The 22,374-nt window shown below is 74.0% G+C and carries 21 protein-coding genes; 7 read left to right on the plus strand and 14 right to left on the minus strand.

The features are described 5' to 3' along the window. Positions 1-256 precede the first annotated feature (256 nt). Complete coding sequence (locus tag ACFYMO_RS19520; protein ID WP_388547741.1) at positions 257-562, minus strand: PadR family transcriptional regulator; 306 nt, start codon at positions 560-562, stop codon at positions 257-259. A 282-nt stretch (positions 563-844) separates the two neighbouring features. Then, the gene (locus ACFYMO_RS19525; RefSeq protein ID WP_366774729.1) at positions 845-2,305 is read right to left on the minus strand and encodes a PLP-dependent aminotransferase family protein; all 1,461 of its coding nucleotides are present in this window, start codon (positions 2,303-2,305) and stop codon (positions 845-847) included. On the opposite strand from ACFYMO_RS19525, the gene ACFYMO_RS19530 reads away from it, so the two are divergent. From ACFYMO_RS19530 to ACFYMO_RS19550, 5 genes are all read left to right on the plus strand, one after another. After that, positions 2,304-3,320 (plus strand): DMT family transporter, encoded by a 1,017-nt coding sequence (locus ACFYMO_RS19530; protein ID WP_366774728.1) that lies wholly within the window; start codon positions 2,304-2,306, stop codon positions 3,318-3,320. The genes ACFYMO_RS19525 and ACFYMO_RS19530 overlap by 2 nt on opposite strands. 25 nt (positions 3,321-3,345) lie before the next feature. After that, complete coding sequence (locus tag ACFYMO_RS19535) at positions 3,346-3,552, plus strand: DUF1918 domain-containing protein (RefSeq protein ID WP_366774727.1); 207 nt, start codon at positions 3,346-3,348, stop codon at positions 3,550-3,552. Positions 3,553-3,822: 270 nt separating this feature from the next. Then, a complete protein-coding gene (locus tag ACFYMO_RS19540; protein ID WP_276478810.1) occupies positions 3,823-4,695 on the plus strand; it encodes a 3-hydroxybutyryl-CoA dehydrogenase in 873 nt (290 codons plus the stop codon). A gap of 214 nt (positions 4,696-4,909) precedes the next feature. Then, positions 4,910-6,088, plus strand: coding sequence for a helix-turn-helix domain-containing protein (locus ACFYMO_RS19545; protein WP_388547651.1), 1,179 nt, complete (start codon positions 4,910-4,912; stop codon positions 6,086-6,088). Between the two features lie 741 nt (positions 6,089-6,829). Then, entirely contained in the window at positions 6,830-7,399 is a 570-nt protein-coding gene (locus ACFYMO_RS19550; RefSeq protein WP_366774364.1) for a hypothetical protein, read from the plus strand. A gap of 68 nt (positions 7,400-7,467) precedes the next feature. Here the strand turns inward: ACFYMO_RS19550 and ACFYMO_RS19555 are convergent, their stop codons facing one another. The 8 genes from ACFYMO_RS19555 to infC all read right to left on the minus strand — a co-directional run bounded on the left by ACFYMO_RS19555 (position 7,468) and on the right by infC (position 16,780). Then, entirely contained in the window at positions 7,468-9,144 is a 1,677-nt protein-coding gene (locus tag ACFYMO_RS19555) for an MFS transporter (protein WP_366774365.1), read from the minus strand. Positions 9,145-9,339: 195 nt separating this feature from the next. Then, the gene (gene pheT, locus ACFYMO_RS19560) at positions 9,340-11,892 is read right to left on the minus strand and encodes a phenylalanine--tRNA ligase subunit beta (protein ID WP_388547654.1); all 2,553 of its coding nucleotides are present in this window, start codon (positions 11,890-11,892) and stop codon (positions 9,340-9,342) included. Continuing rightward, the gene (pheS, locus tag ACFYMO_RS19565; RefSeq protein ID WP_360303280.1) at positions 11,892-13,013 is read right to left on the minus strand and encodes a phenylalanine--tRNA ligase subunit alpha; all 1,122 of its coding nucleotides are present in this window, start codon (positions 13,011-13,013) and stop codon (positions 11,892-11,894) included. The genes pheT and pheS overlap by 1 nt, the downstream gene beginning before the upstream one ends. Positions 13,014-13,174: 161 nt before the next feature. Further along, positions 13,175-14,293, minus strand: coding sequence for an ATP-binding protein (locus tag ACFYMO_RS19570; RefSeq protein ID WP_366774367.1), 1,119 nt, complete (start codon positions 14,291-14,293; stop codon positions 13,175-13,177). 103 nt (positions 14,294-14,396) lie between these two features. After that, positions 14,397-15,200 carry an RNA methyltransferase gene (locus ACFYMO_RS19575; RefSeq protein ID WP_366774368.1) on the minus strand — a complete coding sequence of 268 codons (804 nt, stop codon included), beginning with the start codon at positions 15,198-15,200 and terminating at the stop codon, positions 14,397-14,399. Between the two features lie 139 nt (positions 15,201-15,339). Then, complete coding sequence (gene rplT, locus ACFYMO_RS19580) at positions 15,340-15,723, minus strand: 50S ribosomal protein L20 (protein ID WP_019360089.1); 384 nt, start codon at positions 15,721-15,723, stop codon at positions 15,340-15,342. An 80-nt stretch (positions 15,724-15,803) separates the two neighbouring features. Beyond that, complete coding sequence (gene rpmI / locus ACFYMO_RS19585) at positions 15,804-15,998, minus strand: 50S ribosomal protein L35 (protein ID WP_019360090.1); 195 nt, start codon at positions 15,996-15,998, stop codon at positions 15,804-15,806. A 101-nt stretch (positions 15,999-16,099) separates the two neighbouring features. Then, positions 16,100-16,780: a translation initiation factor IF-3 gene (gene infC / locus ACFYMO_RS19590; protein WP_388547745.1), complete on the minus strand. Its 681-nt coding sequence runs from the start codon at positions 16,778-16,780 to the stop codon at positions 16,100-16,102. Between the two features lie 391 nt (positions 16,781-17,171). Between infC and ACFYMO_RS19595 the strand changes: the two genes are divergently transcribed. Then, entirely contained in the window at positions 17,172-17,546 is a 375-nt protein-coding gene (locus ACFYMO_RS19595) for a DUF1844 domain-containing protein (RefSeq protein ID WP_276474372.1), read from the plus strand. A 46-nt stretch (positions 17,547-17,592) separates the two neighbouring features. Here ACFYMO_RS19595 and ACFYMO_RS19600 read toward each other — a convergent pair whose 3' ends face one another. After that, on the minus strand, positions 17,593-18,357 hold the full coding sequence (locus ACFYMO_RS19600; RefSeq protein WP_366774369.1) for an MIP family channel protein: 765 nt from the start codon (positions 18,355-18,357) through the stop codon (positions 17,593-17,595). Positions 18,358-18,498: 141 nt separating this feature from the next. Further along, positions 18,499-19,311 carry an SseB family protein gene (locus ACFYMO_RS19605; RefSeq protein WP_366774370.1) on the minus strand — a complete coding sequence of 271 codons (813 nt, stop codon included), beginning with the start codon at positions 19,309-19,311 and terminating at the stop codon, positions 18,499-18,501. A gap of 69 nt (positions 19,312-19,380) precedes the next feature. Between ACFYMO_RS19605 and ACFYMO_RS19610 the strand changes: the two genes are divergently transcribed. Further along, positions 19,381-20,262: a serine hydrolase gene (locus ACFYMO_RS19610; RefSeq protein WP_366774371.1), complete on the plus strand. Its 882-nt coding sequence runs from the start codon at positions 19,381-19,383 to the stop codon at positions 20,260-20,262. Here ACFYMO_RS19610 and mycP read toward each other — a convergent pair. Both mycP and ACFYMO_RS19620 read right to left on the minus strand, forming a co-directional pair. Next, a complete protein-coding gene (gene mycP, locus ACFYMO_RS19615; RefSeq protein ID WP_366774372.1) occupies positions 20,192-21,412 on the minus strand; it encodes a type VII secretion-associated serine protease mycosin in 1,221 nt (406 codons plus the stop codon). The two genes, ACFYMO_RS19610 and mycP, sit on opposite strands and share 71 nt — an antisense overlap. Continuing rightward, on the minus strand, positions 21,409-22,302 hold the full coding sequence (locus ACFYMO_RS19620; RefSeq protein WP_366774373.1) for a hypothetical protein: 894 nt from the start codon (positions 22,300-22,302) through the stop codon (positions 21,409-21,411). Before ACFYMO_RS19620 ends, mycP begins: the two co-directional genes overlap by 4 nt. Between the last annotated feature and the right edge of the window lie 72 nt (positions 22,303-22,374).

Here is a 22,374-nt window from a genome sequence, read left to right on the forward strand (position 1 = left end):
CGCGGCGGGAGGGGGCCACTGCCCGGCAGCCGAGGGACACGACGCTCAGCCCACCGGAACGGCCGCGACGGCTTGCCAGGGCCTGTCCGACGACGAGCTCGCCCACCGCCCGCAGCAGCTCCACCCCGGCACCCGCATCAACCGGGTCATGGCCATGTTTCCCGGCCGCGAGCGCCCGACTCGTGGCCCTCGTCCACGAATCCGCCCGGTCGCCCCACGCGACGCCGGAGCCCGCGGGACGCTGACGACCGGAACGTCACGGCGCCTCGTCGCCCAGAACCTCCCGGGCCAGTTCCTTCAGCGCCTGCCGGTCCTCCGCCAGCGCCTGCTTCCCGGCCTCGGTCGCCTTGTACACCCGTCTGGTACGGCCGTCGACCACCCGCTGCTCGGACACCAGCAGCCCGTCCGCCTCCAGCCGGTGCAGGGTCGGGTACAGGGTCCCGGGACTGATCCGATAGCCGTGGCCCGCCAGTTCCTCGGTCATCCACGCACCGTGGATCTCCTCCTCGGCCGCGTGGTGCAGGATGTGCAGCCGCACCGCGCCCCGCTGGAACTCCCGCACCCTGGCCACCTCCGGCAGCGACGAAGCCGATATCGGCATCCGATCCTACGCACTGGAACGGCTCGGTCGACCTTTCCCGATGCCGCCTCGGCCACGGATACCTCCGAGCCCGTCATGGCCGGCAGCACCCCCTCGGCCGCCCCGCCGCCGCTTCCCCGACCGACACCGTGCCGAACGGGTGTGGCGCCGGGACGCTCAGATCTTCAAGATCGACTCATTGCCCCTTGTCCCGTACCCCGGGCGTCACACTCCGATCGGCCTCCTTCACCGCGCGGTCTCGGCTCAGCCCCGCGCGAGCACTTCGGCGCAGGCCGCGCCCAGGCGGCGTACCCCCTCGACGATGTCGCCCTCGGCCGCCGCGGGGGCGAAGGTGAGCCGGATGTGCGGGGCCGGGGACTCGGCGGCGAAGTAGGGACTGCCGGGCGCGACGGCGACACCGGCGCGGAGCGCGGCGGCGGTCAGCACGCCCTCGTCGGTGCCGTCGGGGAGCCGCAGCCACAGGTGGTAGCCGCCGCGCGGGGCGTGCGCCAGGCCCAGTGCGGGCACCTGGTCGGCGAGCGCGGCGAGGGTCAGTTCGCGGCGGGTGCGCAACTCGGCGGCGACGGTGCGCAGATGACGGGGCCAGGCGGGGGCCCCGACGAGTTCGAGTGCGGCCTCCTGGAGCGGCCGCGGCACGAAGAAGGTGTCGACGATCTGAATGGCGCGCAGCCGCTCCAGCACCGGCCCGCGGGCGGCCAGCGCACCCACCCGCAGGCTCGGCGAGGTGGCCTTGGTCAGCGAGCAGATGTGCACGACGACACCGTCGGGGTCCTCGGCGCGCAGCGCGGGCGGCAGCGGCCCGGCGTCCTCGTGGGCGAGGTGCCGGGCGAAGTCGTCCTCGACGAGGAAGGCGCCCGCCTCGCGGACCGCGCGCAGCACCTCGCGGCGGCGGCCCGGCGCGAGGACGGCGCCGGTCGGGTTCTGGAACAGCGGCTGGCAGACGAACACCCGCGCGCCGCTGGCCCGGAAGGCGTCCGCCAGCAGGTCGGGGCGTACCCCCTGGGTGTCCACCGGGACCGGTACGGGGCGCAGCCCCGAGGCTCGGGCCGCGGCGAGCATGCCCGGGTAGGTGGGGGATTCCACGAGCACAGCGGCGCCCGGGGGCGCGAGGGCGCGCAGCGCGGTGGTGAGCGCGGACTGGCCGCCCGCGGTGATCAGTACGTCGGCGGCGGCGACCGTGCCGCCGGGGCCACCGATCTCGCGCGCGAACCAGCCGCGCAGCTCTTCGAGTCCTTCCAGGGGCGGCCGAAGCCAGGCCCCCGGGCGGCGTCCGGCGCGGGCGAGCGCGGCGGCGAGGGCCTGCGTGGGCTGCAGGCCGGGCGGCAGATAGCCGCCGTTGAGTTCGAGCACTCCGGGCGGGGGCACGTCCAGCGTCGTGGTGACGCCGGCCGCGTCGACGCTGCGGGGCACCTGGTCGCCGGAGGCGTCCGCGCTCAGCGCCACTTCCTGCCAGGAGGTGTCGCCCCGCTGGAGCAGCGCGCCGTCCGGGCGGCGGGAGGGGGCGCGGAAGGCGCCGACGCCGGGCCGGGTGACCACCAGCCCCTCGGCCACGAGCACCCCGAGTGCCCGCGAGACGGTGACCGGCCCGGCCCGGAACCGGTCGACCAGCGACCGACTGGACGGGAGCTTTTCACCCGGGGAGTAGCGGTCCAGCTCCCCTCGAAGGGAAGCGGCCAGTTCAGCAACACTGCTACGCTCGACCATGAGAGACAACGATAGCGCTATCCGATCCGCGCGGATAGCGGACCCGGCCCCGGACCTGACAGCGCCGACAGCGGCCCCGCGTCCCGCCCTCGCGACCGCGCCCGCGACCACCCCCGCGCCGAAGCGACCGGGCCCGGCCCCCGCACCCGGCACCCCGGCGACCGGCACCGGCGCGGTCCTCGCCGTGCTGGGGGTCGTCTTCTTCTCCCTCACCTTCCCCGCCACGAGCTGGGCGCTGGACGGATTCGGCCCCTGGACGGCCGCCGCGCTGCGCTCCCTGCTCGCGGGACTGGTCGCCACGGGCGTGCTCGCGGTGCGGCGGGTACCGGTCCCGCACCGGCGGCACTGGGGCGGGCTCGCGATCGCCGCCTCCGGCGTCGTGATCGGATTCCCGCTGCTGACCACGCTCGCCCTGGAGACGACGACCACCTCGCACGCCGCCGTGATCGTGGGCCTGCTCCCCCTGACGACCGCGCTGTACTCGACCGTACGGACCGGTTCACGTCCCGCTCCGCTGTTCTGGGTGGCCGCGCTGATCGGCGCCGCCGTGGTGGTGGCCTTCGCGGTGCAGCAGAGCGGCGGCGCCCTCGCCGTCGGGGACCTGTTCCTGTGCGGAGCGCTGCTGGTCTGCGCCGCGGGCTACGCCGAGGGCGGCAGGCTGGCGCGGGAACTGCCCGCACTGGAAGTGATCGGGTGGGCGCTGGTGGCCTGCCTGCCGGTGGCCGCGGTCGGCTCCGCCGTCGCCCTGGCCCACGAGCCGGTGGCGCTGACCTCGCATTCCGTGCCGGGTCTGGTGTGGGGCGCGGTCGCCTCCCAGTTCATCGGCATGCTCCTGTGGTACCGCGCGATGGGCCTCGCCGGAGTGGCCCGGACCAGCCAGGTGCAACTCGCCCAGCCGCTGCTTACGCTGGTATGGGCGGTGCTGCTACTCGGTGAGCGCCTGTCCCCCGCCGCACCCGCGGCGGCGCTCGCCGTGCTGGTGTGCATCGTGGTCGTACAGCGCAGCCGCGCCTGACCACCGGGAACAGGAGGGCAAGTCCATGCGAGCGAACACGGGCGACCAACTGCTGATGCACGGACGGACCGTGGGGCAGCACGACCGTACGGCGGAGATCCTGGAGGTCCTGGGCACCCAGGGCGAACCTCCGTACCGGGTGCGTTTCGACGACGGCCACGAAGCCGTGGTCTCCCCCGGCCCGGACTCGGTCGTGCAGGGCCACCGGGAACCGCACGGTCAGCAGCGCTGACCGCCGTCGGAAGAACCCCCGCGGGACGGCCACCGCTCCGGCCCCCACACCGGAGACGGCTGCCCGTGTCCGGCCGGGCCGGGGCCCTCGCCCCGGCACCCACCCTCGGCAGGAGCACCCCACTCCGCACATAGGTGACCTTTCGCACCCGCCCCACCCCGCCTGTGCCGGCACAGGTAACGTCGGGCGGCGGAGCAACGTGTCCCGGCGGCCCTCACGACACTCGGGACGGGTTCGCTGCGGACCGTGAAGTTCAGCGAAAGGCACGAGGTGACGGAGTCTGTAGCCGGCGTAGCACGCGTCGGAGTGGTGGGCTGTGGGCAGATGGGTGCGGGTATCGCGGAGGTGTGTGCGCGGTCCGGCCTCGAGGTGATGGTCGCGGAGACCACCGGTGAGGCCCTGGAGCTCGGCCGCACCCGGCTGGTCAACTCGCTCGGCAAGGCCGCCGACCGCGGCAAGATCAGTCGTCAGGAGTGCGACGAGACGCTGGAGCGGCTCTCCTTCACCACCGACCTGGGCGACTTCGCCGACCGCGATCTGGTCATCGAGGCCGTGATCGAGAACGAGCAGGTCAAGACGGAGATCTTCCAGGTGCTCGACCAGGTGGTGACCCGCAGCGACGCCATCCTGGCCTCCAACACCTCCTCGATCCCGCTGGTGAAGCTCGCCGTCGCCACCTCGCGGCCCGACCAGGTCATCGGCATCCACTTCTTCAACCCGGCGCCGGTGCAGCAGCTCGTCGAGCTGATTCCCGCCCTGACCACCGGCGAGGAGACCGTCAAGCGGGCCGAGTCCGTGGTCGGCCAGGTGCTGGGCAAGCACACCATCCGGGCACAGGACCGCTCCGGCTTCGTCGTCAACGCGCTCCTGATCCCCTACCTCCTCTCCGCCATCCGGATGTTCGAGTCCGGGATCGCCAGCCGCGAGGACATCGACAACGGCATGGAGCTGGGCTGCGCCCACCCGATGGGCCCGCTCAAGCTCACCGACCTGATCGGCCTCGACACCGTCGCCTCGGTCGCCGACTCGATGTACGCCGAGTTCAAGGAACCGCTCTACGCCGCTCCCCCGCTCCTCCAGCGCATGGTCGACGCGGGCCGCCTGGGCCGGAAGGCCGGCGCGGGCTTCTACACCTACTCCTGACAGGGGTTCCGCCGCCACGTGGTGCGGGGTGCCGTCCGGTCCCGGACGGCACCCCGCACCGCTGTCCGCGGAGTTCCTCGCCGGGAGAACCTCAGCCGAGGCATGCCGGGCCTCAACAGCCCCTGCACACACGGGAGACGGCGGCGGAGGATCGCCACCCCGGCCCCACGCGGCGTACCGTTCTGAGTGTCCAGGTCGGAACGAGGAGTCCCGTATGCGCCCACACACTGACGACAGCACCGGCGCACGAGTAGCCCGGACCAGGAAGACCCGGCGGCTGACCCAGCGCGGCCTGGCGAGCCGTGCGGCGGTCTCCTACTCGACCGTGACCAAGGTCGAACAGGGCGTCATGGCCGCCTCTCCGGCTGTTCTCGGTGCGTTGGCCCGCGCGCTCTCCGTGCCGGTGACCGAGCTGACCGGCCAGCCCTACATGGACGAGCTGCGCGCCGAGCAGGTCGACGGGCTGATCCAGCCCCTTCGCGAAGCGTTCGACCTGTACGACGTCGGCGCGGACCCCGAGGTCCGGCCGCGAAGCGTCGCCGAACTGCACGCCGAGAGCGAGCGCCTGTGCGCTGCCGCCCGGCGCGCCGAATTGCGGCAGGTGACCGCGGCCCTCCCCGCGCTGCTCACCGAACTGACCGCGGCCGCCCACGAAACCGACACCGAGCAGGCATGGAAGGCGCTCGCCGCCTCCTACCGCACCGGTCACGACGTGGCCACGAAGTTCGGCATGCTGGACCTGTGCACCGTCGCACTGGAGCGGATGGAGTGGGCCAGCGTCCGCGCCTCCGACCCGGCGGGAAGCGCCGTCCGCCAGTGCATGCGCGGCCTGGTGTACCTGCGCGGAGGGGACTATCGCACCGGGCTGCGGCTGGTGCAGTCCGGCATGAGGACCATCGAACAGGCGGACCCCGGGCTGGAGCGCGAGGTCGTCACCGGTCGGCTGCACCTCGGCGCCGCGGTCCTGTACGCCCGGGCCGGTGACGACCGGGCCGACGAGCACTTGGACGAGGCCGAGAGGTACGCCGCGCGCACCGGCGAGCAGCAGACCACTCGGTGGCTGTGCTTCGGGCCGAAGAACGTCGCGGTGCACCGTGTCAGCGTCCATGCCGAACGGGACCGGTACGCCGAGGCGGTCGAAGCAGCCGAGAAGTTGAGCCCGTCCGGGCTGCCGGCCTCCCGAGTCGCGCACCACTACGCGGAGGTGGCACGGGCTCAGATGGTGATCGGCCGGACGGACGACGCTTTCGGGTCGCTCCGGATCGCCCGGTCCGTCGCGCCGCAGCAGACGCGATTGCACCCGCTGGTGCGGGAGACGTTCGCCGGACTGGAGTCGGCGAAGCGTCGACTGCCGGACAGCTTCCTCTCCTTCGGAGCCTGGCTGAAGAACTGACGGGGCGTGAAGCCCGGGCCCGAGCCATCACTCGGCGATGACAGTTCGGGGCCGACCACTCCGTGACGATGTAGCCGGACGCACACGTTTCGGCATGGAGTGGATCATGGGTCGGACTCATCAACGCGGTGACTACCTGGTGGACGAGGCCACGCGGCAGACCGTGCCGCCCGAGCCCGGCTGGGTGGGCCGCGTACAGCAGTTCCTCGGCGAGCCGCCGCCGCGGTACGTCCTGGTGCCCCCGACCGGCTACGCGTGGCGGGCCCGTCCGAAGCACGTGCGGGCCCGCCACCGCAGGGGAACGCGCGGACCACGACGCCGCATCGGACCGCAGGCGTCGCGGGCCGCGCGAACTCGGCCGTCGGCGCGCCCGGAGCCGCACCGCATGAGCGCCCTGAGGATCCGCGTCTCCCGCGACGGCGGCCGGACCTGGAGCCGGTGGCGCACGCTGCGCGGCGGCAGGCACTGTGCCGTGAGTGCCGACTGGGGGCCCTGCCGGTGCCCGCGCTGCCGGGAGGGACGTGGCCGGGATGCCGCCTGAACCCGCGACGACCACGCCCCGGGGCCGCACCTGGTACGGCGCCTGCCCCCGATGCAAGCAGCCCTTGGAGCTGACCAGCGGACGCGACGAAGCGGGTCGCGTCGTCAGCGCCCGCTGCCGCCGCTGTCCGACTCCCGCCCGCTCACCCGCCCGCCAGGAGGACCGCTGATGCCCGGGACCGCCGATCAGGACGGCACACCATGACCGGCCGGGACGTGCCGAGCGGCCTGCTGGAGGTCGTGTCCGGCGGGCTCGGGCGGTACTGGGACGGCACCGGCGTGACCGCGCCCGCCGCATGGACGGACGCAGCGCTCGCCGACCGGACCGCGGCCCTCACCGGACTGGCCTGGCAGGCGCGCGGTGCGGGGAGCGCCCATCCGGCCACCCACGCCGCCAGCCGGCTGGCCCTCGCCGCCGCGCAGGAGGCGTGGGCCTGGGGGCTGGCCCTCGCAGCGGGCGCGGACATCCCGCCGTTCCGGCTGCTCCCCCGCTGGCTGGCGCACGATCCGCCGGATGTGCAACTGGAGGCGTGCGTCCGGCTTCTGGCGGCCGCCCGCACCGGTGTACTGCCCGCGGCCCCCTACCGCTGCGCGGTCTGCCCGGCGGATCAGAACCTCCACCTGGTCGTCCACGTCCGCTGCACCGGGCCCGGTCTCCAGGAGTGGCGCTGCGGCCTGTGCGTCCGGCTGCCCGTCGACCCGGACACCGTCCCCGAGCCCCTCGACGTCCTGTACCGGCGTCAGCCGGGCCGGGACGACGACCGGCCGTGACCGGGTGTGCGCAGCCCGCGCCGGTACCGGCCGGGCCCGGGAGCGTGCCCGGGCCCGGCAGCCCGGCGTCACACGGCGGGGGTGTCGGCGTGCGGTTCGCCGCCCGGCTGGTCCGGGTCGTCGTCGTCGGAACTGCCCGACGCGTTGGGCGGTCCGGAGGAGCCGCTCGGCGTTCCGAGCGGCTTGTCGGGCTTGCTGTCGGAGGGGGCGGGCGCGGTCCGGTCCGGCACCTCCAGCGTCGGATCCGGCGCGCCTTCCGGCGCCTCCGGCGTGCCACCCGGCGCGGCCGCGGGCGGGTCGCCGGGCTTCTTGAGCTTCTCGACCGTCCGGCGGCGGGCCGCGTCGACCGAGGTCCGCACAACCGAGAGCGGCATGGCGACCGACTCCAGGGATTTTCGCTCGGCGTCCACGCCGAGGAACGTCTCCGCCAGACCTCCGATGATCATGATGCCCGCGCCGATCAGGAAGCCGATGTAGAGCCTGCCGCGTTCGGTGCCGTCGCCGATGAGCCAGCCGTAGAAGTAGGGCCCGGTGGCTCCGGCGGCCTGGCCGATGGCGAAGAAGAGCGCGATGGCCTTGCCGCGCACCTCCAGCGGGAAGATCTCACCCGCCGTCAGGTAGCCGGAGGAGGCGCCCGCGGAGGCGAAGAAGAAGATGATGCACCAGGCGGCGGTCTGGGTGGTCGCGGTCAGCACGTCGGCGACGAAGAGCGTCGCGGTGACGCCCAGTGCGCATCCGGAGAAGAGGTAGGTTCCGGCGATCATCCAGCGCCGTCCCACGATGTCGAAGAGCGGCCCCAGAATGATCGGGCCCAGCAGGTTCCCCGCGGCGAACGCGAGCAGGTACATCGGGGCGTCCTTGTCGGCGACGCCGTAGAACTTCGTCAGTACCAGGGTGTACGTGAAGAAGATCGCGTTGTACAGGAACGACTGCGTGATCATCAGCGTGGAGGCGAGCACGGCACGCTTGGGGTACCGGCGGAAGAGCACCCGCAGCAGCGTGACGTAGGTGCTGTGCGCCGACTCGCTGATCTCGATGGCGTCCTTGTCCTCGACCGGCGGCAGCTTCTTGCCGTGGGCGCGCACGGCGGACTCGATCCGGGCGATGGCGGCCTCGGCCTCGGCCTCCCGCCCGTTCATGATCAGCCAGCGGGGACTCTCGGGCAGATGGCGCCGGACGAACAGCACGGAGAAGCCCAGCACCGGGCCGAGCAGGAAACCGATCCGCCAGGCGACCGCGTCGTCGAAGGAACTGAGGATCACCAGCTCGGCGACGGTGCCGACCATGGCGCCCGCCCAGTAGGTGCCGTTGACCAGCAGATCGACCCGGCCTCGGAAGCGGGCGGGCATCATCTCCTGGATCGCCGAGTTGATGGCCGCGTACTCGCCGCCGATACCGGTTCCGGCGATGAAGCGGGTCAGGTACAGGAAGGCGTCCCAGCCGGGGCCCTGCCCGTAGGTGAGCGCGGTCAGTCCGCTGCCGAACAGATAGACGCCGAACGTCAGCAGGAAGAGTTTCCGCCGCCCGAAGCGGTCGGCCATCCGGCCGAAGAAGAGCGCACCGGTGACCTGGCCGACCAGGTAGACGGTCGCGATCAGCCCCGCCTCGCTGGAGGAGAGCCCCAGGGTGTCCGAGCGGGTGAGGACCGAGGTGACCGAGCTGGCGACCGTGATCTCCAGGCCGTCCAGGATCCACGCACAGCCCAGCGCCGCGATCATCTTCGTGTGGAAGCCGGACCAGGGCATCCGGTCGATACGAGCAGGGATCAGGCTGCGGAGCGGTGTGTCCGCCGGACGGGATGATGAGTTCGCTGCTGCCACGCCGTCACCCGTAACCGCCGCCGACCGTCCATCAGAAGATCGTCCGGGCTTCTCACCCGAAAAGATGAGGGGACATCCGCCGGTGACGGATGTCCCCTCGAACGCCGGGTCGAGACTCGGTCAGGCGCCCCGCAGCACCGCGCCCGTGCGCTCGACCGCCTCGGCGACGGCCGCATCGCGCGCGGCGGACGCCTCCTCGGCCTTGAGCGTGCGGTCCGGAGCCCGGAAGCGCAGCGCGTAGGCCAGCGACTTGCGGCCCGCACCCAGCTGCTCGCCGGTGAAGACGTCGAACAGCCGCAGCGACTCCAGCAGCTCCCCGGCACCGGCCCGCAGCGCGCTCTCCACCGCGGCGGCCGGGACGGCCGCGTCCACGACCAGGGCCACGTCCTGCGTGGCCACCGGGAACGTGGACACGTGCGGAGCCCGCACCGGGCCGCCGCCGGCCCGCTCGACCAGGTCGAGGTCCAGCTCCATGGCGCAGGTGCGCTCCGGCAGGCCCAGCGCCTTCAGCACCCGCGGATGCAGCTCCCCTGCGTGCCCGGCCAGTACCTGCGCGCCGTCCAGCAGCACGTACAGCGCGGCACAGCGCCCCGGGTGCCAGGGCGCGTAGGCGGCGCTCTCCACGGTGAGCCGCACGCCCGCCTCGACGGCGACGGTGCGCGCCGCCTCGACGGCGTCGGCCCAGGTGGCGGGACGGCCCGCGCCCCACCATCCGGCGCGCTCCCGGGAGCCGGCCAGGACGGCGGCCACGTGCCGGGGCTGCTCCGGCAGCGCGGCGTCCAGCGCGTCCAGCTCCTCCCGGGTGGGCCGCCGGGTGACCGGGGGCCGTCCGGCCGCGGCGCCGGTGCCGGTGGGCAGGAAGACCAGGCCCGTCTCGAACAGCGCCAGGTCGTGGCTGCCGCGCCCGTCGTTGCGGCGCAGCGAGGCCAGCAGGCCGGGCAGCAGCGTGGTCCGCAGCCCGGGCTCCTCGTCCGAGAGCGGATTGACGAGCTGCACGGTGCGCCTGCGCGGGTCACCCGCCTCCAGGCCCAGCGCGTCGAAGGCCGCAACCCCGACGAACGGGTACGACGGCGCCTCCACATAGCCCGCGCCCGCCAGCGCGCGGCCGACGCGGCGGTGCAGCCGCTGGCGCTCGGTCAGCCCGCGGCCCGGCAGCGGCCTGGGCAGCGTGGCGGGCAGGTTCTCGTAGCCCTCCAGCCGGGCGACCTCTTCGGCCAGATTGTTCGGGTCCGTCAGGTCGGGCCGCCAGGACGGCACGGTGACAGTCAGCTCGTCCGGCGCGCCCGGGGAGCCGGACGGCGCGGTGTTCCCGTAGACGTCGCAGCCGACCTGCTGGAGGCGGCGCACGACCGTCTCGCGGCCGTAGGCGACGCCCGCGACGCGGTCGGGGTGGTCGGCGGCCATCCGGACCGTACGCGGCCCCGAGGGAGTGGTGATCTCGGTGACGCCCGGGTCGGCCGTGCCGCCCGCGAGGAGCTTGAGCAGGTCGACGGTGCGCTGCGCCGCGGCTGCAGCCGCCTGCGGGTCGACGCCGCGCTCGAAGCGGCGCGACGCCTCCGAGGAGAGCTTGTGGCGTCGTGCGCTGCGGGCGACGGAGACCGGGTCGAAGTGCGCGGCCTCGATCACCACGTCCGTCGTACCGGCGGTGGCACCGTCCGGACCGGCGGCCGCGTCGGCGATCTCGGTGTCGGCGCCGCCCATCACGCCGGCCAGGCCGATGGGCCCGCGGTCGTCGGTGATGACCAGGTCGCCGGCGTCGAGCGTGCGCTTGACCCCGTCGAGGGTGATCAGCTTCTCGCCGCTCTCCGCGCGGCGCACCCCGATGGCGCCCTGGACACGGGAGCGGTCGTAGGCGTGCAACGGCTGGCCCAGTTCCAGCATCACGTAGTTGGTGATGTCGACGGGCAGCGAGACCGGGCGCATCCCGGCCTTCTGCAGCCTGCGCTGCAGCCAGATCGGGGACCGGGCCCCGGGCCGCAGCCCGGAGACGGTGCGCGCGGTGAACCGGTCGCAGCCCAGCGGGTCGGCGACCCGCACCGGGTAGCCGTCCGCGGTCGGCGGGGGCACGTCCAGCAGTGCCGGGTCGCGCAGCGGCAGCCCGTAGGCGGTCGCCGTCTCCCGGGCCAGGCCGCGGAGCGAGAGGCAGTAGCCGCGGTCGGGCGTCACCGCGATGTCGAGGACCTCGTCCACGAGTTCGAGCAGCTCGATCGCGTCGGTGCCGGCCTCGTGCTCCGGCGGCAGCACCAGGATCCCGCCGTGGTCCTCGCCCAGGCCCAGCTCCCGCTCGGAGCAGATCATGCCCTCCGAGACGTGTCCGTAGGTCTTCCGCGCGCTGATCTCGAACCCGCCGGGCAGCACGGCGCCCGGCAGCACGACGACGACCTTGTCGCCGACGGCGAAGTTGGTGGCCCCGCAGATGAGGTTCTGCGGCTCCCCGGTGCCGTTCGCCGCGCCCACGTCCACCTGGCAGTAGCGGATGGGCTTCTTGAACCCGGACAGCTCCTCGACGGCCAGCACCCGGCCCACCACCAGCGGGCCCTTGAGCCCGGCGCCGGTCCGCTCCACCGTCTCGACCTCGAGCCCGGCCGCGATCAGCCTGGCCGCAACGTCCCGGCCGGTCTCGGAGGCCGGCAGGTCGACGTACTCCCGCAGCCACGAAAGCGGCGCCCGCATCAGATCTCCATCCCGAACGGCAGGGTGAAGCGCACATCACCCTCCACCATGTCTCGCATGTCCTCGACGTTGTGGCGGAACATCAGCATCCGCTCGATGCCGAACCCGAAGGCGAACCCGCTGTAGCGCTCCGGGTCGACACCGCAGGCCGTCAGCACCCGCGGGTTGACCATGCCGCAGCCGCCCAGCTCGATCCAGCCCTCGCTGCTGCACGTACGGCAGGGGTTGTCCGGGTCGCCCACGGAGGTGCCCCGGCACACGAAGCACACCATGTCCATCTCGGCGGAGGGCTCGGTGAAGGGGAAGTAGGAAGGCCGCAGCCGGGTGCCCAGTCCCTCCCCGAACAGCGCCGAGACCATGTGGTCGAGGGTGCCCTTCAGGTCGGCCATGGTCAGCCCCTCGTCGACGGCCAGCAACTCGACCTGGCCGAAGACGGGGGTGTGCGTGGCGTCCAGCTCGTCGGTGCGGTAGACCCGGCCGGGGCAGATGACGTAGACGGGCAGTTCGCGCTCCAGCAGCGAGCGGATCTGCACCGGGGAGGTGTGGGTGCGCAGCACCACGCCGGAGTCCTCGGCGCCGCCCGGACCCCGCACGAAGAAGGTGTCCTGCATGGTGCGGGCCGGATGGTCGGGGTCCAGGTTGAGCGCGTCGAAGTTGAACCACTCGGCCTCGACCTCGGGCCCCTCGGCGACCTCGTAGCCCATCGCCACGAAGACGTCCTCGATCCGCTCGGACAGCGTGGTCAGCGGGTGCCGGGCGCCGGCCGGGCGGCGGTCGTGGGGCAGCGTGACATCCACGGCCTCCTCGACCAGCACGCGCTCGTCGCGCTCGCGCTCCAGCTCCTCCTGCCGGGCCTTGAGGGCCTTGCTGACGGCCCCGCGGGCCTGTCCGACCCGCTTGCCCGCTTCCGCCTTCGCCTGCGGCGGCAGCGCGCCGATCTCGCGGTTGGCCAGCGCCAGCGGGGAGCGGTCCCCCGCGTGCGCCGCCTTGACCTCGCGCAGCGCCTCCAGATCCCCGGCGGCGGCGACGGCGTCGAGCGCCTCGTCCCTGGCCCGGTCGATCGCTTCCGGTTTCAGTGCCTCGACCTCGACTGGGTCGTACGACTTGTTGGGTGCCGACATCTCTTCCCGTGTTTCCGATTGGTGGCTGCGCCCCGCCGTGCCCGGTGACTGTGCCGGGGCCCGAGTCTAAGGGGGGCCGCCCGGTGGCGGACACGCGGAGGCCGCCGGGCCTGCGGTGCCTGGTTGCGGAGTCGGCCCGTGCGCGCCGGTGCAGCTCGGTCTCAGGCCAGGAAGGCCGGGGCGCCCACGGGCAGGATAAATCGGAACCGGGCCCCGCTCGCGCCCGCGTCCTCGGCTCCCGCACCGGCCCGGGGCCGCGAGGCCGCCTCGGCGTGGTCGGCGCCCTGCGCCCGTTCGACGGTGATGACGCCGCCGTGCGCCTCCACGATGCCCTTGACGATGTAGAGGCCCAGGCCCGTACCGCCGCGCCTGCTGCCGCGCCAGAAGCGGGTGAACACACGGCTCATGGACTCCTCCGGGATACCTGGCCCCTCGTCGCTGACCGTGACGGCCGTCCCGGCGGCGCCGGGCTCCCGCGGGGACGACGCGGGGCGCACCTCGATGGTGACAGTTCCCTCGCCGTGCCGCACCGCGTTTTCCAGCAGGTTGGCGAGCACCTGCTCGATCTTGTCGGGGTCGGCCCACAGGTCGGGGAGCGAGTCGGCGATCCGCGTGCGGAAGCGGGAGGCGGGCTCGCCCGCGGCGATGTGGGCCTCCACGTGCCGCCGCACCACGGCCGGCAGGTCGAGCCGCTGGCGGCGCACCTCCAGCCGACCGGAGTCGATGCGGGAGATGTCCAGCAGCTCGGCGATGAGCCGTGTGACGCGGTTGGCGTCCGCGTTGACGGTCTCCAGCATCAGCCGCTTCTGGTCGTCGGTGAAGCGCTCCCACTTGGCCAGCAGCGTCGCGGTGAATCCCTTGACGGAGGTGAGCGGCGAGCGCAACTCGTGCGCGACGGTGGCGATCAGCTCCGCGTGGCTGCGCTCGGTGCGCCGTCTGGCCTCGGTGCCGCGCAGCGTGACGACGACCCGCTCGACCGGCCCGCGCGGGCGGTCCCGTACATAGCGCGCCGCGACCAGCACCTCGTGGCCGCCGGGCAGCAGCAGGTTCCGCTCGGGCTGCGCGCTGCGGATCGCGAGCCCGCCGTACGGGTCGGTCAGCCGCCACCAGCGGCGCCCGTCCAGGTCCTCCAGCGGGAGCGCGGTGTGCAGCGGACTGCCCAGCGCCTCCTCCCGGGACCGCCCGGTGATGCGGGCCGCCGCGGCGTTGAAGCAGACGACGCGCCCGGCGCCGTCGGCGACCACGAGTCCGTCAGGCAGGTCGTCGGGCTGCACGTCCATGCCGTTCCGCCCCTCCTCCGGCGCCCTCGGTACCCGGCGCCCGGGGGCGACACCCTACTAGCTCTGGGTGACCGCGTGGCACCTCAGCGGGCACGGGGGCATCTCAGCGGGCCCGCTGGGCGCGCGCCGAGGCGTAGAGGCAGACGGCGGCGGCCGTCGCAAGGTTGAGGCTCTCGGCGCGGCCGTGCAGCGGCACCCGCACCACGGCGTCCGCCAGCGCCCGCGTCGCCTCCGGCAGCCCCCACGCCTCGTTGCCGAACACCCAGGCGGTGGGGCCGGCCATCGCACCGGCGTCGAGCTCCTCGTCCAGGTCCCGCTCACCGGCGCCGTCGGCGGCCACCACCCGCACCCCGGCCCCGGACAGCGCCCGGGCCGCCTCCTCGACGGGGACGCCGACGGCGACGGGCAGGTGGAAGAGCGAACCGGCCGAGGAGCGCACCGCCTTGGGGTTGTACAGGTCCACCGAGGCGTCGGTCAGCACCACCGCGTCGGCCCCGGCGGCGTCCGCGCAGCGCAGCACGGTGCCCGCGTTGCCGGGGTCGCGCACATGCGCGAGGACCGCGACCAGCCGGGGGCGGGCCGCCACGATCTCGGCGAAGGGCCGGTCGACGAAGCGGCAGAGTCCCACGACGCCCTGCGGGGTGACGGTGTCGGACATCTCCGCGACCACCTCGTCCGAGGCGGTGAGCACCGGGACACGGGCCGCCCGGACCGCGTCCAGCAGGTCCGCGTGCCGGTCGGCGGCCTCCGGCGTCGCGTAGACCTCGACCAGGTGCTCCAGCGCCTCCCGCACCGCCTGCGGCCCCTCGGCCAGGAACCGCCGCTCCTTGCCACGGAAGCTCCGTCTGCCGAGCTTGCGGGCGGTGACGACGCGGGGCGACCGCAGCGAGGTCAACTCGGGGGGCATGGAGGGTGCTCGCTCACTTTCGGAGAGGGGCGGGCAGCATCCGCCGCCGCACACAGTTCTCGCCGCCGCGGCGGAGCCACGGCGGCGAGGGTGCGGCGACAGGGCCGAAGGTGTCGGGTCGAAGGCGTCAGCCGGAGGTTCAGGCGGCCTTCGGCGCGTTGACGTCGCTCGGCAGCGCCTTCTGCGCGACCTCGACCAGCGCGGTGAAGGCCGCGGCGTCGTTGACGGCGAGGTCGGCCAGCATCTTGCGGTCGACCTCGACGGAGGCGGCCTTCAGACCCTGGATGAAGCGGTTGTAGGTGATGCCGTTGGCGCGGGCAGCGGCGTTGATCCGCTGGATCCACAGCTGACGGAAGTCGCCCTTGCGCTTCTTGCGGTCGTTGTAGTTGTAGACGTAGGAGTGGGTGACCTGCTCCTTCGCCTTGCGGTACAGGCGCGACCGCTGGCCGCGGTAGCCGCTGGCCTGGTCCAGGATCGCCCGGCGCTTCTTCTGAGCGTTGACCGCCCGCTTGACGCGTGCCACGTGATTACTCCTTGTTGGCGGGTCCGGGAAGGGGCTTCACTGCCCGGCCCGAGTCGATGGGGTCCCGGTCGTGCGGGGACTTACTTGCCGAGAAGCTTCTTGATCTTCTTGGCGTCGGCCGGGGCCGCTTCGGTCTTGCCGGCAAGGCGGCGCGTCAGCGTGGACGGCTTGTGCTCGAGAAGGTGGCGGCGGCCGGCGCGCTGGCGCATCACCTTGCCGGAGCCGGTGACCTTGAAGCGCTTGCGGGCACCACTGTGCGTCTTGTTCTTCGGCATGTCGCCGTTTCACTCCTCGTCGGGACGCTCCCGGTGCCCGGCGGGCAGGCGGAAGCGCCGTTCGTTCGTTTCGGGTTCCAGGGCGGGTGCCCCGGGAGTGCTCACGCCTCGGCAGGCTCCTCGGCGGACTCCTCAGCGGGTGCGGCCCCCTGCTGGCGCTCCGCCTTGCGGGCGGCCTGCGCCTCGCGGGCCTCGGCCATCGCCTCGGTCTTCTTCTTGTGCGGACCGAGAACCATGATCATGTTGCGGCCGTCCTGCTTCGGGTTGGACTCCACGAAGCCCAGGTCCGCCACGTCGTCCGCGAGCCGCTGCAGCAGTCGGAAGCCCAGCTCGGGGCGGGACTGCTCACGACCGCGGAACATGATCGTGATCTTGACCTTGTCACCCTGCTTGAGGAACCGGACGACGTGACCCTTTTTGGTGTCGTAGTCGTGCGGGTCGATCTTCGGCCGGAGCTTCATCTCCTTGATGACCGTGTGCGCCTGGTTCTTGCGCGCTTCACGGGCCTTCATGGCCGACTCGTACTTGAACTTGCCGTAGTCCATGAGCTTGCACACCGGCGGACGGGCGTTCGCCGCGACCTCGACCAGATCGAGGTCGTACTCCTGGGCGAGCTCCAGGGCCTTGGCAAGCGGCACGATGCCGACCTGCTCGCCGCTGGGACCGACGAGTCGCACCTCGGGGACGCGAATGCGGTCGTTGATGCGGGGCTCGGCGCTGATGGGGCCTCCTCGGGTACACCGCGCGAGCGTCTGGCGGACGGCCGCGCATGAGTCTGTAATCAGTTGGTGACCACCGCACGCGGACGCGAAAAACGCCCCGGACGGGTCACAGGCGGGGCTCCTCACAGACCGGGAGCACCGCCGCGGAAACCGCGGGGCGCAGCCTGACCTTTGACCCGCGGCCCGAGGGGCCACCAGGTGGGAGAGCGGAGCCTCCACTTGCGGGCTGGAGGCGGTCCCTGTCGCTGGCGGCGGGGACGGACTTCAGCCGGTCGATTTCCCAGCATAGCAGCAGGGGGCCGGGAACGCCGCCCGGCACCCGCCGCGACGCGGCAAGTGCCGTCGGCCTTCGCGGCTGTCGCGCCGGGGCCGGGGCCCCGCCGCCGGTGCGGCGGCGGGCCGCGCGGACCGTACGACAATACGGGAGCGGCGGGGGCTTAGGGTGATCCGCATGAGTGACGCCGCAGCCGCCGGGGAGCCCTCCGGTCAGACTCCCGACTTCGACAACCTGACCCGCGACATCGCGGACGTACCGGCCGTCGAGGTGATCACCACCGTGGCGGTGCATCTGATGAGCTCCGCCGCCGTCAACCTCGGCCTGGCCGAGGAGGGCGCGCAGCACAAGGACCTGGACGAGGCGCGGAAGCTGATCCAGGCGCTGGCCGGGCTCGTCACCGCGAGCGCCACCGAGATCGGCTCGTACCACGCCGCGCCGCTGCGCGACGGCCTCAAGTCGCTCCAGCTCGCCTTCCGCGAGGCGTCCGCCGTCCCGGACGAGCCGGGGCAGGGTCCCGGCGAGAAGTACACCGGGCCCGTGCACGGCTGAGCGGCGGGACCGCTGCCGCGCGAGGCCGTCCGAGACCCTGCGCATCTCAGTCGACCCTCGCCTCGCGGCGCGGCCGGCGGTTGGGCTGCGGGTGCGTGACCACGTGTACGTAAGCCGCCACGGCCCCGCCCACCAGCGGTGCGACGATGAACATCCACAGCTGGGTCAGGGCCGCTCCACCGGCGAAGAGGGCGGGCCCCAGGCTCCGGGCCGGGTTCACCGACGTGCCGGTCAGCGGGATGCCGACCAGGTGGACGACGGCCAGCGCGATACCGATGGGCAGCCCGTCGAAGCCGACCACCGCCACCTTGTGGGTGACCGCGAGCACGGTGTAGACGAACAGGAACGTCAGCACCACCTCTGCGACGAAGGCGCCGCCGGTGTTGATGTGCACCGCCGAGCGGTCGCCGAAGCCGTTGCTGCCGAAGCTTCCGCTCGTCTCCAGGCCCGGCACCTGCTTGGCGACCAGGAACAGCAGCGCGGCGCCGGCGATCCCGCCGACCAGCTGCGAGACCCAGTACTTGACCGCCAGCTCCAGATCCAGCCGTCCGGCCAGGAACATCCCCAGCGTCACCGCGGGGTTGAGGTGGGAGCCGGAGATCGGGCCGATGGCGTACGCCATGGCCAGCATCACGAAGCCGAACGTGAGCGCGATGCCCAGCGAGCCGACGTACTCGGCCGCCAGCACGGCGGCGCCGACGCCGAAGAACACCAGCAGCAGAGTGCCCAGGAACTCCGCGGCGATCGGCTGTGGCTTGTCTTCCAGGTCTCTGAGCTGTTCCGGACTGGCCTGGAGCGACTTGACCTGCATGTCGACCTCCCGTGGGGGTCGTCGGAGACGGCCGGGGGTCGGACATTCCCGGCATTCCTCCTGAGTGTCCGACGCGGCCGCCCGGCTCGCACGTCGAGGCGGCCCGGCCGGCCCCCGCCCGGACGGCGCCGGACCCGCCCGTCAGGCCGGGTCGGCGGGACCGGCGCCGTCCGCCGGCCCGCTCCGGTCGGCGCGGGTCCGGTCGGCGCGGTAGAAAGCCGCCTCGGGCAGCGGGCTGCCCGGCGGCAGGAACGCCAGGTCGAGACCCCGGGTCAGCCGGGCGCGCAGCGTCTCGTCGGCCGCCAGCGCACCGGCCACCCGCTGGGCGAGGGACTGGAGCTCGGCACCGGGCGCCGGGGCGAGGGCGAGCACGGCGTCCCCGGAGCCGTCGGCCCTCCCGGGCGCCAGATGGGCGCCGAGCACCGCGGGCTCGGCCGCCAGCACCGCACGCAGCGCCCCGGCGACGGCGGGGTCGGCGGAGACCGACGTGTGGACCCGCCCCTCGGCCAGCGCGTGCAACGCCGCCCCGGTCAGCTCGTAGGGCACCGGACCGGCCAGGTCGAGGAGCAGCGTGTCCGCCTGCTCATGGGCGACCGCCTGGAGCGCCTGCCCCAGCGGTACGGCCACCGGGCGCGCGTCGGGCCGCCAGCGGGACAGCGCCTCGGTGGAGGTGAACGCGGGCAGCGCCCGCCGCCCGCCGGGCGCGTTCAGCGTGGGGACGGCCATCTCGCTGGTCTTGTCGCGGCGCAGCCCGTCCTCGCCGGTCTCGGCCTCGGTCAGGACGGCGACGACGGGGACCAGGAGCCGCGCCTCGCGCAGCGCCTCCAGGATCCGGGGCTCGGCCCCCGGTGCCCGGCCCTCGGCCTCCCATGCGGCGAGCGCCTCGGCGAGCGCCGCATCGGCGGTGCCGTCGTCACGGGAGAAGGCCGATGCGGGAATGTTCTTGAGCGCCACGCACCGAGCGTATCGGGTGCCGGAACCGCTGAGCTGCGGGAGGGGGCGGGCACCGGTAGCGTCGGCGGGATGAACGCGCGAGGAGGGACGGCGGGCGGCGCGCACGCGGGGGCACGCCCGCCGGAAGCCGAGCGGAAGGTGCCGCAGCCGGACGCGGCGCGGCTTCCCGAGCCGGCTCCCCCGGCGCGGCTGTCCCTGGCCGCGCAGCCGCTGGAGTGCCCGCAGGAGGCGGTGGCGCGCGGCGCGGACGAGGTGTTCGTCGCGGCGAGCGTGATGAAGGTGCACATCCTCGCGGCGCTGGCGCTGCGGGTGCAGGGGGCTCTCGGAGACCGGGCGCGGGAGGTGACGGCCCAGGAGCGGGCGTGGGCCGCAGCGATGATCGAGCGCAGCGACAACGCCGCCGCGAACGCGCTGTGGCAGGCCGCCGGAGGCGCCGCGGGCGTCACCGCGGCCGGACGGCTGCTGGGAACGACCCGCACCCGCGCGGCTCCGGACGGGCGCTGGGGGCTGAGCACCACCACGGCCGCGGATCAGCTCACGCTGCTGCGCGCCGTGCACGGGCGCGGGCCGCGGCGGGAGGTGCTCGCGCCGTGGGCGCGGCGGTGGGTGCGGCACCTGATGAGCCGCGTGATCCCGGAACAGCGCTGGGGTGTCACCGCGGCCGCCGATCCCGGTGCCGGGGCGCCCGGGGTACCGCAGGGCGAGGTGAAGAACGGCTGGCTGCCGCGCACGGCGACCGGCCTGTGGGTGATCAGCAGCGTGGGGCGGGTGACCGCGGCGGGCCGCCCCTGGCTGCTGGCGGTGCTCTCGGACGGGCACCCCACCCGGCAGGAGGGCGTCACCGCTGTGGAGCGGGCCGCCCGCGACGCGGTGCGGGGGCTCACGGACCGGGCGGGCCGGCGACCGGCCCCGCGGAGCGGCGGAGCAGCCGGGCCGGCTTCCGGGGAGTGAACCCGCGGTGCACGGCGACGGCGGTGCCGATCAGCACGGCCCCCGCCGCGCCCGCCAGGATCGCGAACCAGCCGGGTCCGCCCTGGTCCCCGGCCCGCGCGGAGCCGAAGTACTGCTTGCGGTACGAACCCACGGACGGCCGCTGGGCGCGCGGCTCGATGTGGGAGCCCACCTCGATGGCCGCCGCCGGGTCCACCAGCCCGGTGCCGACCGCGTCGCTGCGCCCGCCCTCCGGGGTGTGCCCGGCGGTGTCCGAGATCAGCTCCTTGATCTGCGCCGGGCTCAGCTCGGGGTGGGCGGCCCGCACCAGCGCGACGGCGCCGGAGGTGAAGGCCGCGGCGGCGCTGGTCCCCCAGCCCTGGTAGTAGCTGCGGTCGGGGTCGGCGATGAGGATGTCCTGGCCCGGCGCGGCCACGGTGGCGTACCAGCGGCGGGTGGAGAAGGAGGCCCGCGCGCCGTTGCGGTCGACCGCGGCCACGGCGATCACGCCGGGGTAGGCGGCGGGGTAGGAGATGTGGTCGCCGTCCTCCCCTCCGTTGCCGGCCGAGGCGACGACAACGGCGCCCTTGCGCAGCGCGTAGCGGACGGCGGCGTCCTCGCGGGCGTCGGGATGCGCGGAGTCGCTGTCGTCCCCGAGCGAGAGGTTGATGACGTCGGCGCCGTGGTCGGCGGCCCAGCGGATGCCGTCGGCCAGCGCGGTCTTGCGCCGGTCGCGGGCCTCGGCGCGCTGCGGGTCCTTCTCCTCCAGCAGCACCCGGACCGGCAGGATGCGGGCCTCGGGCGCGATGCCCAGCACCCCGTCCTCGCCGTCCTCGCCATGGCCGTGCCCGGCGATGATGCCGGCCATGGCGGTGCCGTGCCGGGCCCAGGCGCGGTCGCCCTTCCCGGCGCCCATGCCGACCATGTCCTTGCCGGAGCGGACGTTGCGGTGCAGGTCGGGGTGGTCGGCGTCGACGCCGGTGTCCAGCACGGCGACGGTGACACCGCGGCCCTTGGTGGTCTTCCACGCCTCCCGGGCGTGCAGCGCGTCCAGCGCCCACTCCTTCTCCTGGAGGCCGGCACCCCGCGCGTGCGCCGTTCCCGCGGTGAGCGGGCCGAGCGCCAGCACGGCGCAGAGCAGGGGCAGCAGCGTACGCAGCAGAGGCTTCATCGGCTCCCGTCCTCGGCGCTCGCGTCCCCGCCGCCGTGGCCGTCGGCGGACTCCTCACCGGCCCGGCCCCGGTCCTCGGTGACCCGGGCGCCCTTCGCCGCCGTGTCGGCGTCGCCGGACTCCCGCCGGACGGTGGCCTCGCGCAGCCGGCGCTCGATCCGGTCGGCGATGCCCTGGGCCTCGTGGCCGAGTCCGGCCTGCGCCGCGGCCGAGGTCTCGGCCTTGCGGGTGGCGTCGTTCGCCGACTGCGGGTCGGTGACGACGCGGCCGTCGGCGAAGCCAGAGACGGAATAGACCACGACAGGCGCGTCGCGGAGCACGTGCACCGTCCAGCTGGCGCGCTGCGCGTCACCGAAGTCGGCGGCGACCGTGCCGCGGGCGGCGTACGGACGAGGCATCAGATCGGTGCGCCGGCCGAGGTTCTGGGCGGCGAACCGCTGCCGCAGGTCCCGCATGGCGGCCGGGTCGGCCTTGGTGAACATCAGCCCGACCGTGGTGACGCTGCTGGAGGTCTCGTCGGCGTAGGTGGCCCGCACCAGCCGGGCGCAGCCGACCGGGGTGAGCGCCTTGGCCAGCAGCGGGTCGAAGGCGTGCGCGCAGCCGCTGTCGGGGGCCACCGCGACGCGGGTCCAGCGGCGGTCGGCGCCGCCGGGTCCGGCGCCCTTCCCGTCCAGGGTGCGCGGGAACAGGTCGTCCACCGGGATCTCGTGCCAGGCGGCGCGGGCCCCGTCGAACCCGGCGGCCACCGAGTGCCGTCCCGCCTCGTCCCCGGACAGCAGCGTCCCTGCGGCCGCTCCGCCCAGCAGTCCGACGCCGAGCACGAGGCAGACGGCGACGACGAGGGAACGCACCGTCAGCGGGGAGTGTCCGAAGGGCGCGGCGGTCAGCATCGGGCGCAGCCTGGCGGGCCCCCTCGGCGCGGGCGGCGGCATGGGGGGCGGGTCGGCCGGTGCGGCGGGCCG

The sequence above is a fragment of the Streptomyces sp. NPDC007025 genome (assembly GCF_042869455.1).
GTDB lineage: Bacteria > Actinomycetota > Actinomycetes > Streptomycetales > Streptomycetaceae > Streptomyces.

Bases quoted from the DNA above. Each gene is read 5' to 3' on its own strand.
- ACFYMO_RS19530 (WP_366774728.1), top strand. From the start codon at position 2,304: ATGAGAGACAACGATAGCGCTATCCGATCCGCGCGGATAGCGGACCCG.
- ACFYMO_RS19525 (WP_366774729.1), bottom strand. From the start codon at position 2,305: ATGGTCGAGCGTAGCAGTGTTGCTGAACTGGCCGCTTCCCTTCGAGGG.
- ACFYMO_RS19535 (WP_366774727.1), top strand. From the start codon at position 3,346: ATGCGAGCGAACACGGGCGACCAACTGCTGATGCACGGACGGACCGTG.
- ACFYMO_RS19545 (WP_388547651.1), top strand. From the start codon at position 4,910: ATGCGCCCACACACTGACGACAGCACCGGCGCACGAGTAGCCCGGACC.
- ACFYMO_RS19550 (WP_366774364.1), top strand. From the start codon at position 6,830: ATGACCGGCCGGGACGTGCCGAGCGGCCTGCTGGAGGTCGTGTCCGGC.
- ACFYMO_RS19555 (WP_366774365.1), bottom strand. From the start codon at position 9,144: ATGCCCTGGTCCGGCTTCCACACGAAGATGATCGCGGCGCTGGGCTGT.
- pheT (WP_388547654.1), bottom strand. From the start codon at position 11,892: ATGCGGGCGCCGCTTTCGTGGCTGCGGGAGTACGTCGACCTGCCGGCC.
- pheS (WP_360303280.1), bottom strand. From the start codon at position 13,013: ATGTCGGCACCCAACAAGTCGTACGACCCAGTCGAGGTCGAGGCACTG.
- ACFYMO_RS19570 (WP_366774367.1), bottom strand. From the start codon at position 14,293: ATGGACGTGCAGCCCGACGACCTGCCTGACGGACTCGTGGTCGCCGAC.
- ACFYMO_RS19575 (WP_366774368.1), bottom strand. From the start codon at position 15,200: ATGCCCCCCGAGTTGACCTCGCTGCGGTCGCCCCGCGTCGTCACCGCC.
- rpmI (WP_019360090.1), bottom strand. From the start codon at position 15,998: ATGCCGAAGAACAAGACGCACAGTGGTGCCCGCAAGCGCTTCAAGGTC.
- ACFYMO_RS19595 (WP_276474372.1), top strand. From the start codon at position 17,172: ATGAGTGACGCCGCAGCCGCCGGGGAGCCCTCCGGTCAGACTCCCGAC.
- ACFYMO_RS19600 (WP_366774369.1), bottom strand. From the start codon at position 18,357: ATGCAGGTCAAGTCGCTCCAGGCCAGTCCGGAACAGCTCAGAGACCTG.
- ACFYMO_RS19610 (WP_366774371.1), top strand. From the start codon at position 19,381: ATGAACGCGCGAGGAGGGACGGCGGGCGGCGCGCACGCGGGGGCACGC.
- mycP (WP_366774372.1), bottom strand. From the start codon at position 21,412: ATGAAGCCTCTGCTGCGTACGCTGCTGCCCCTGCTCTGCGCCGTGCTG.
- ACFYMO_RS19620 (WP_366774373.1), bottom strand. From the start codon at position 22,302: ATGCTGACCGCCGCGCCCTTCGGACACTCCCCGCTGACGGTGCGTTCC.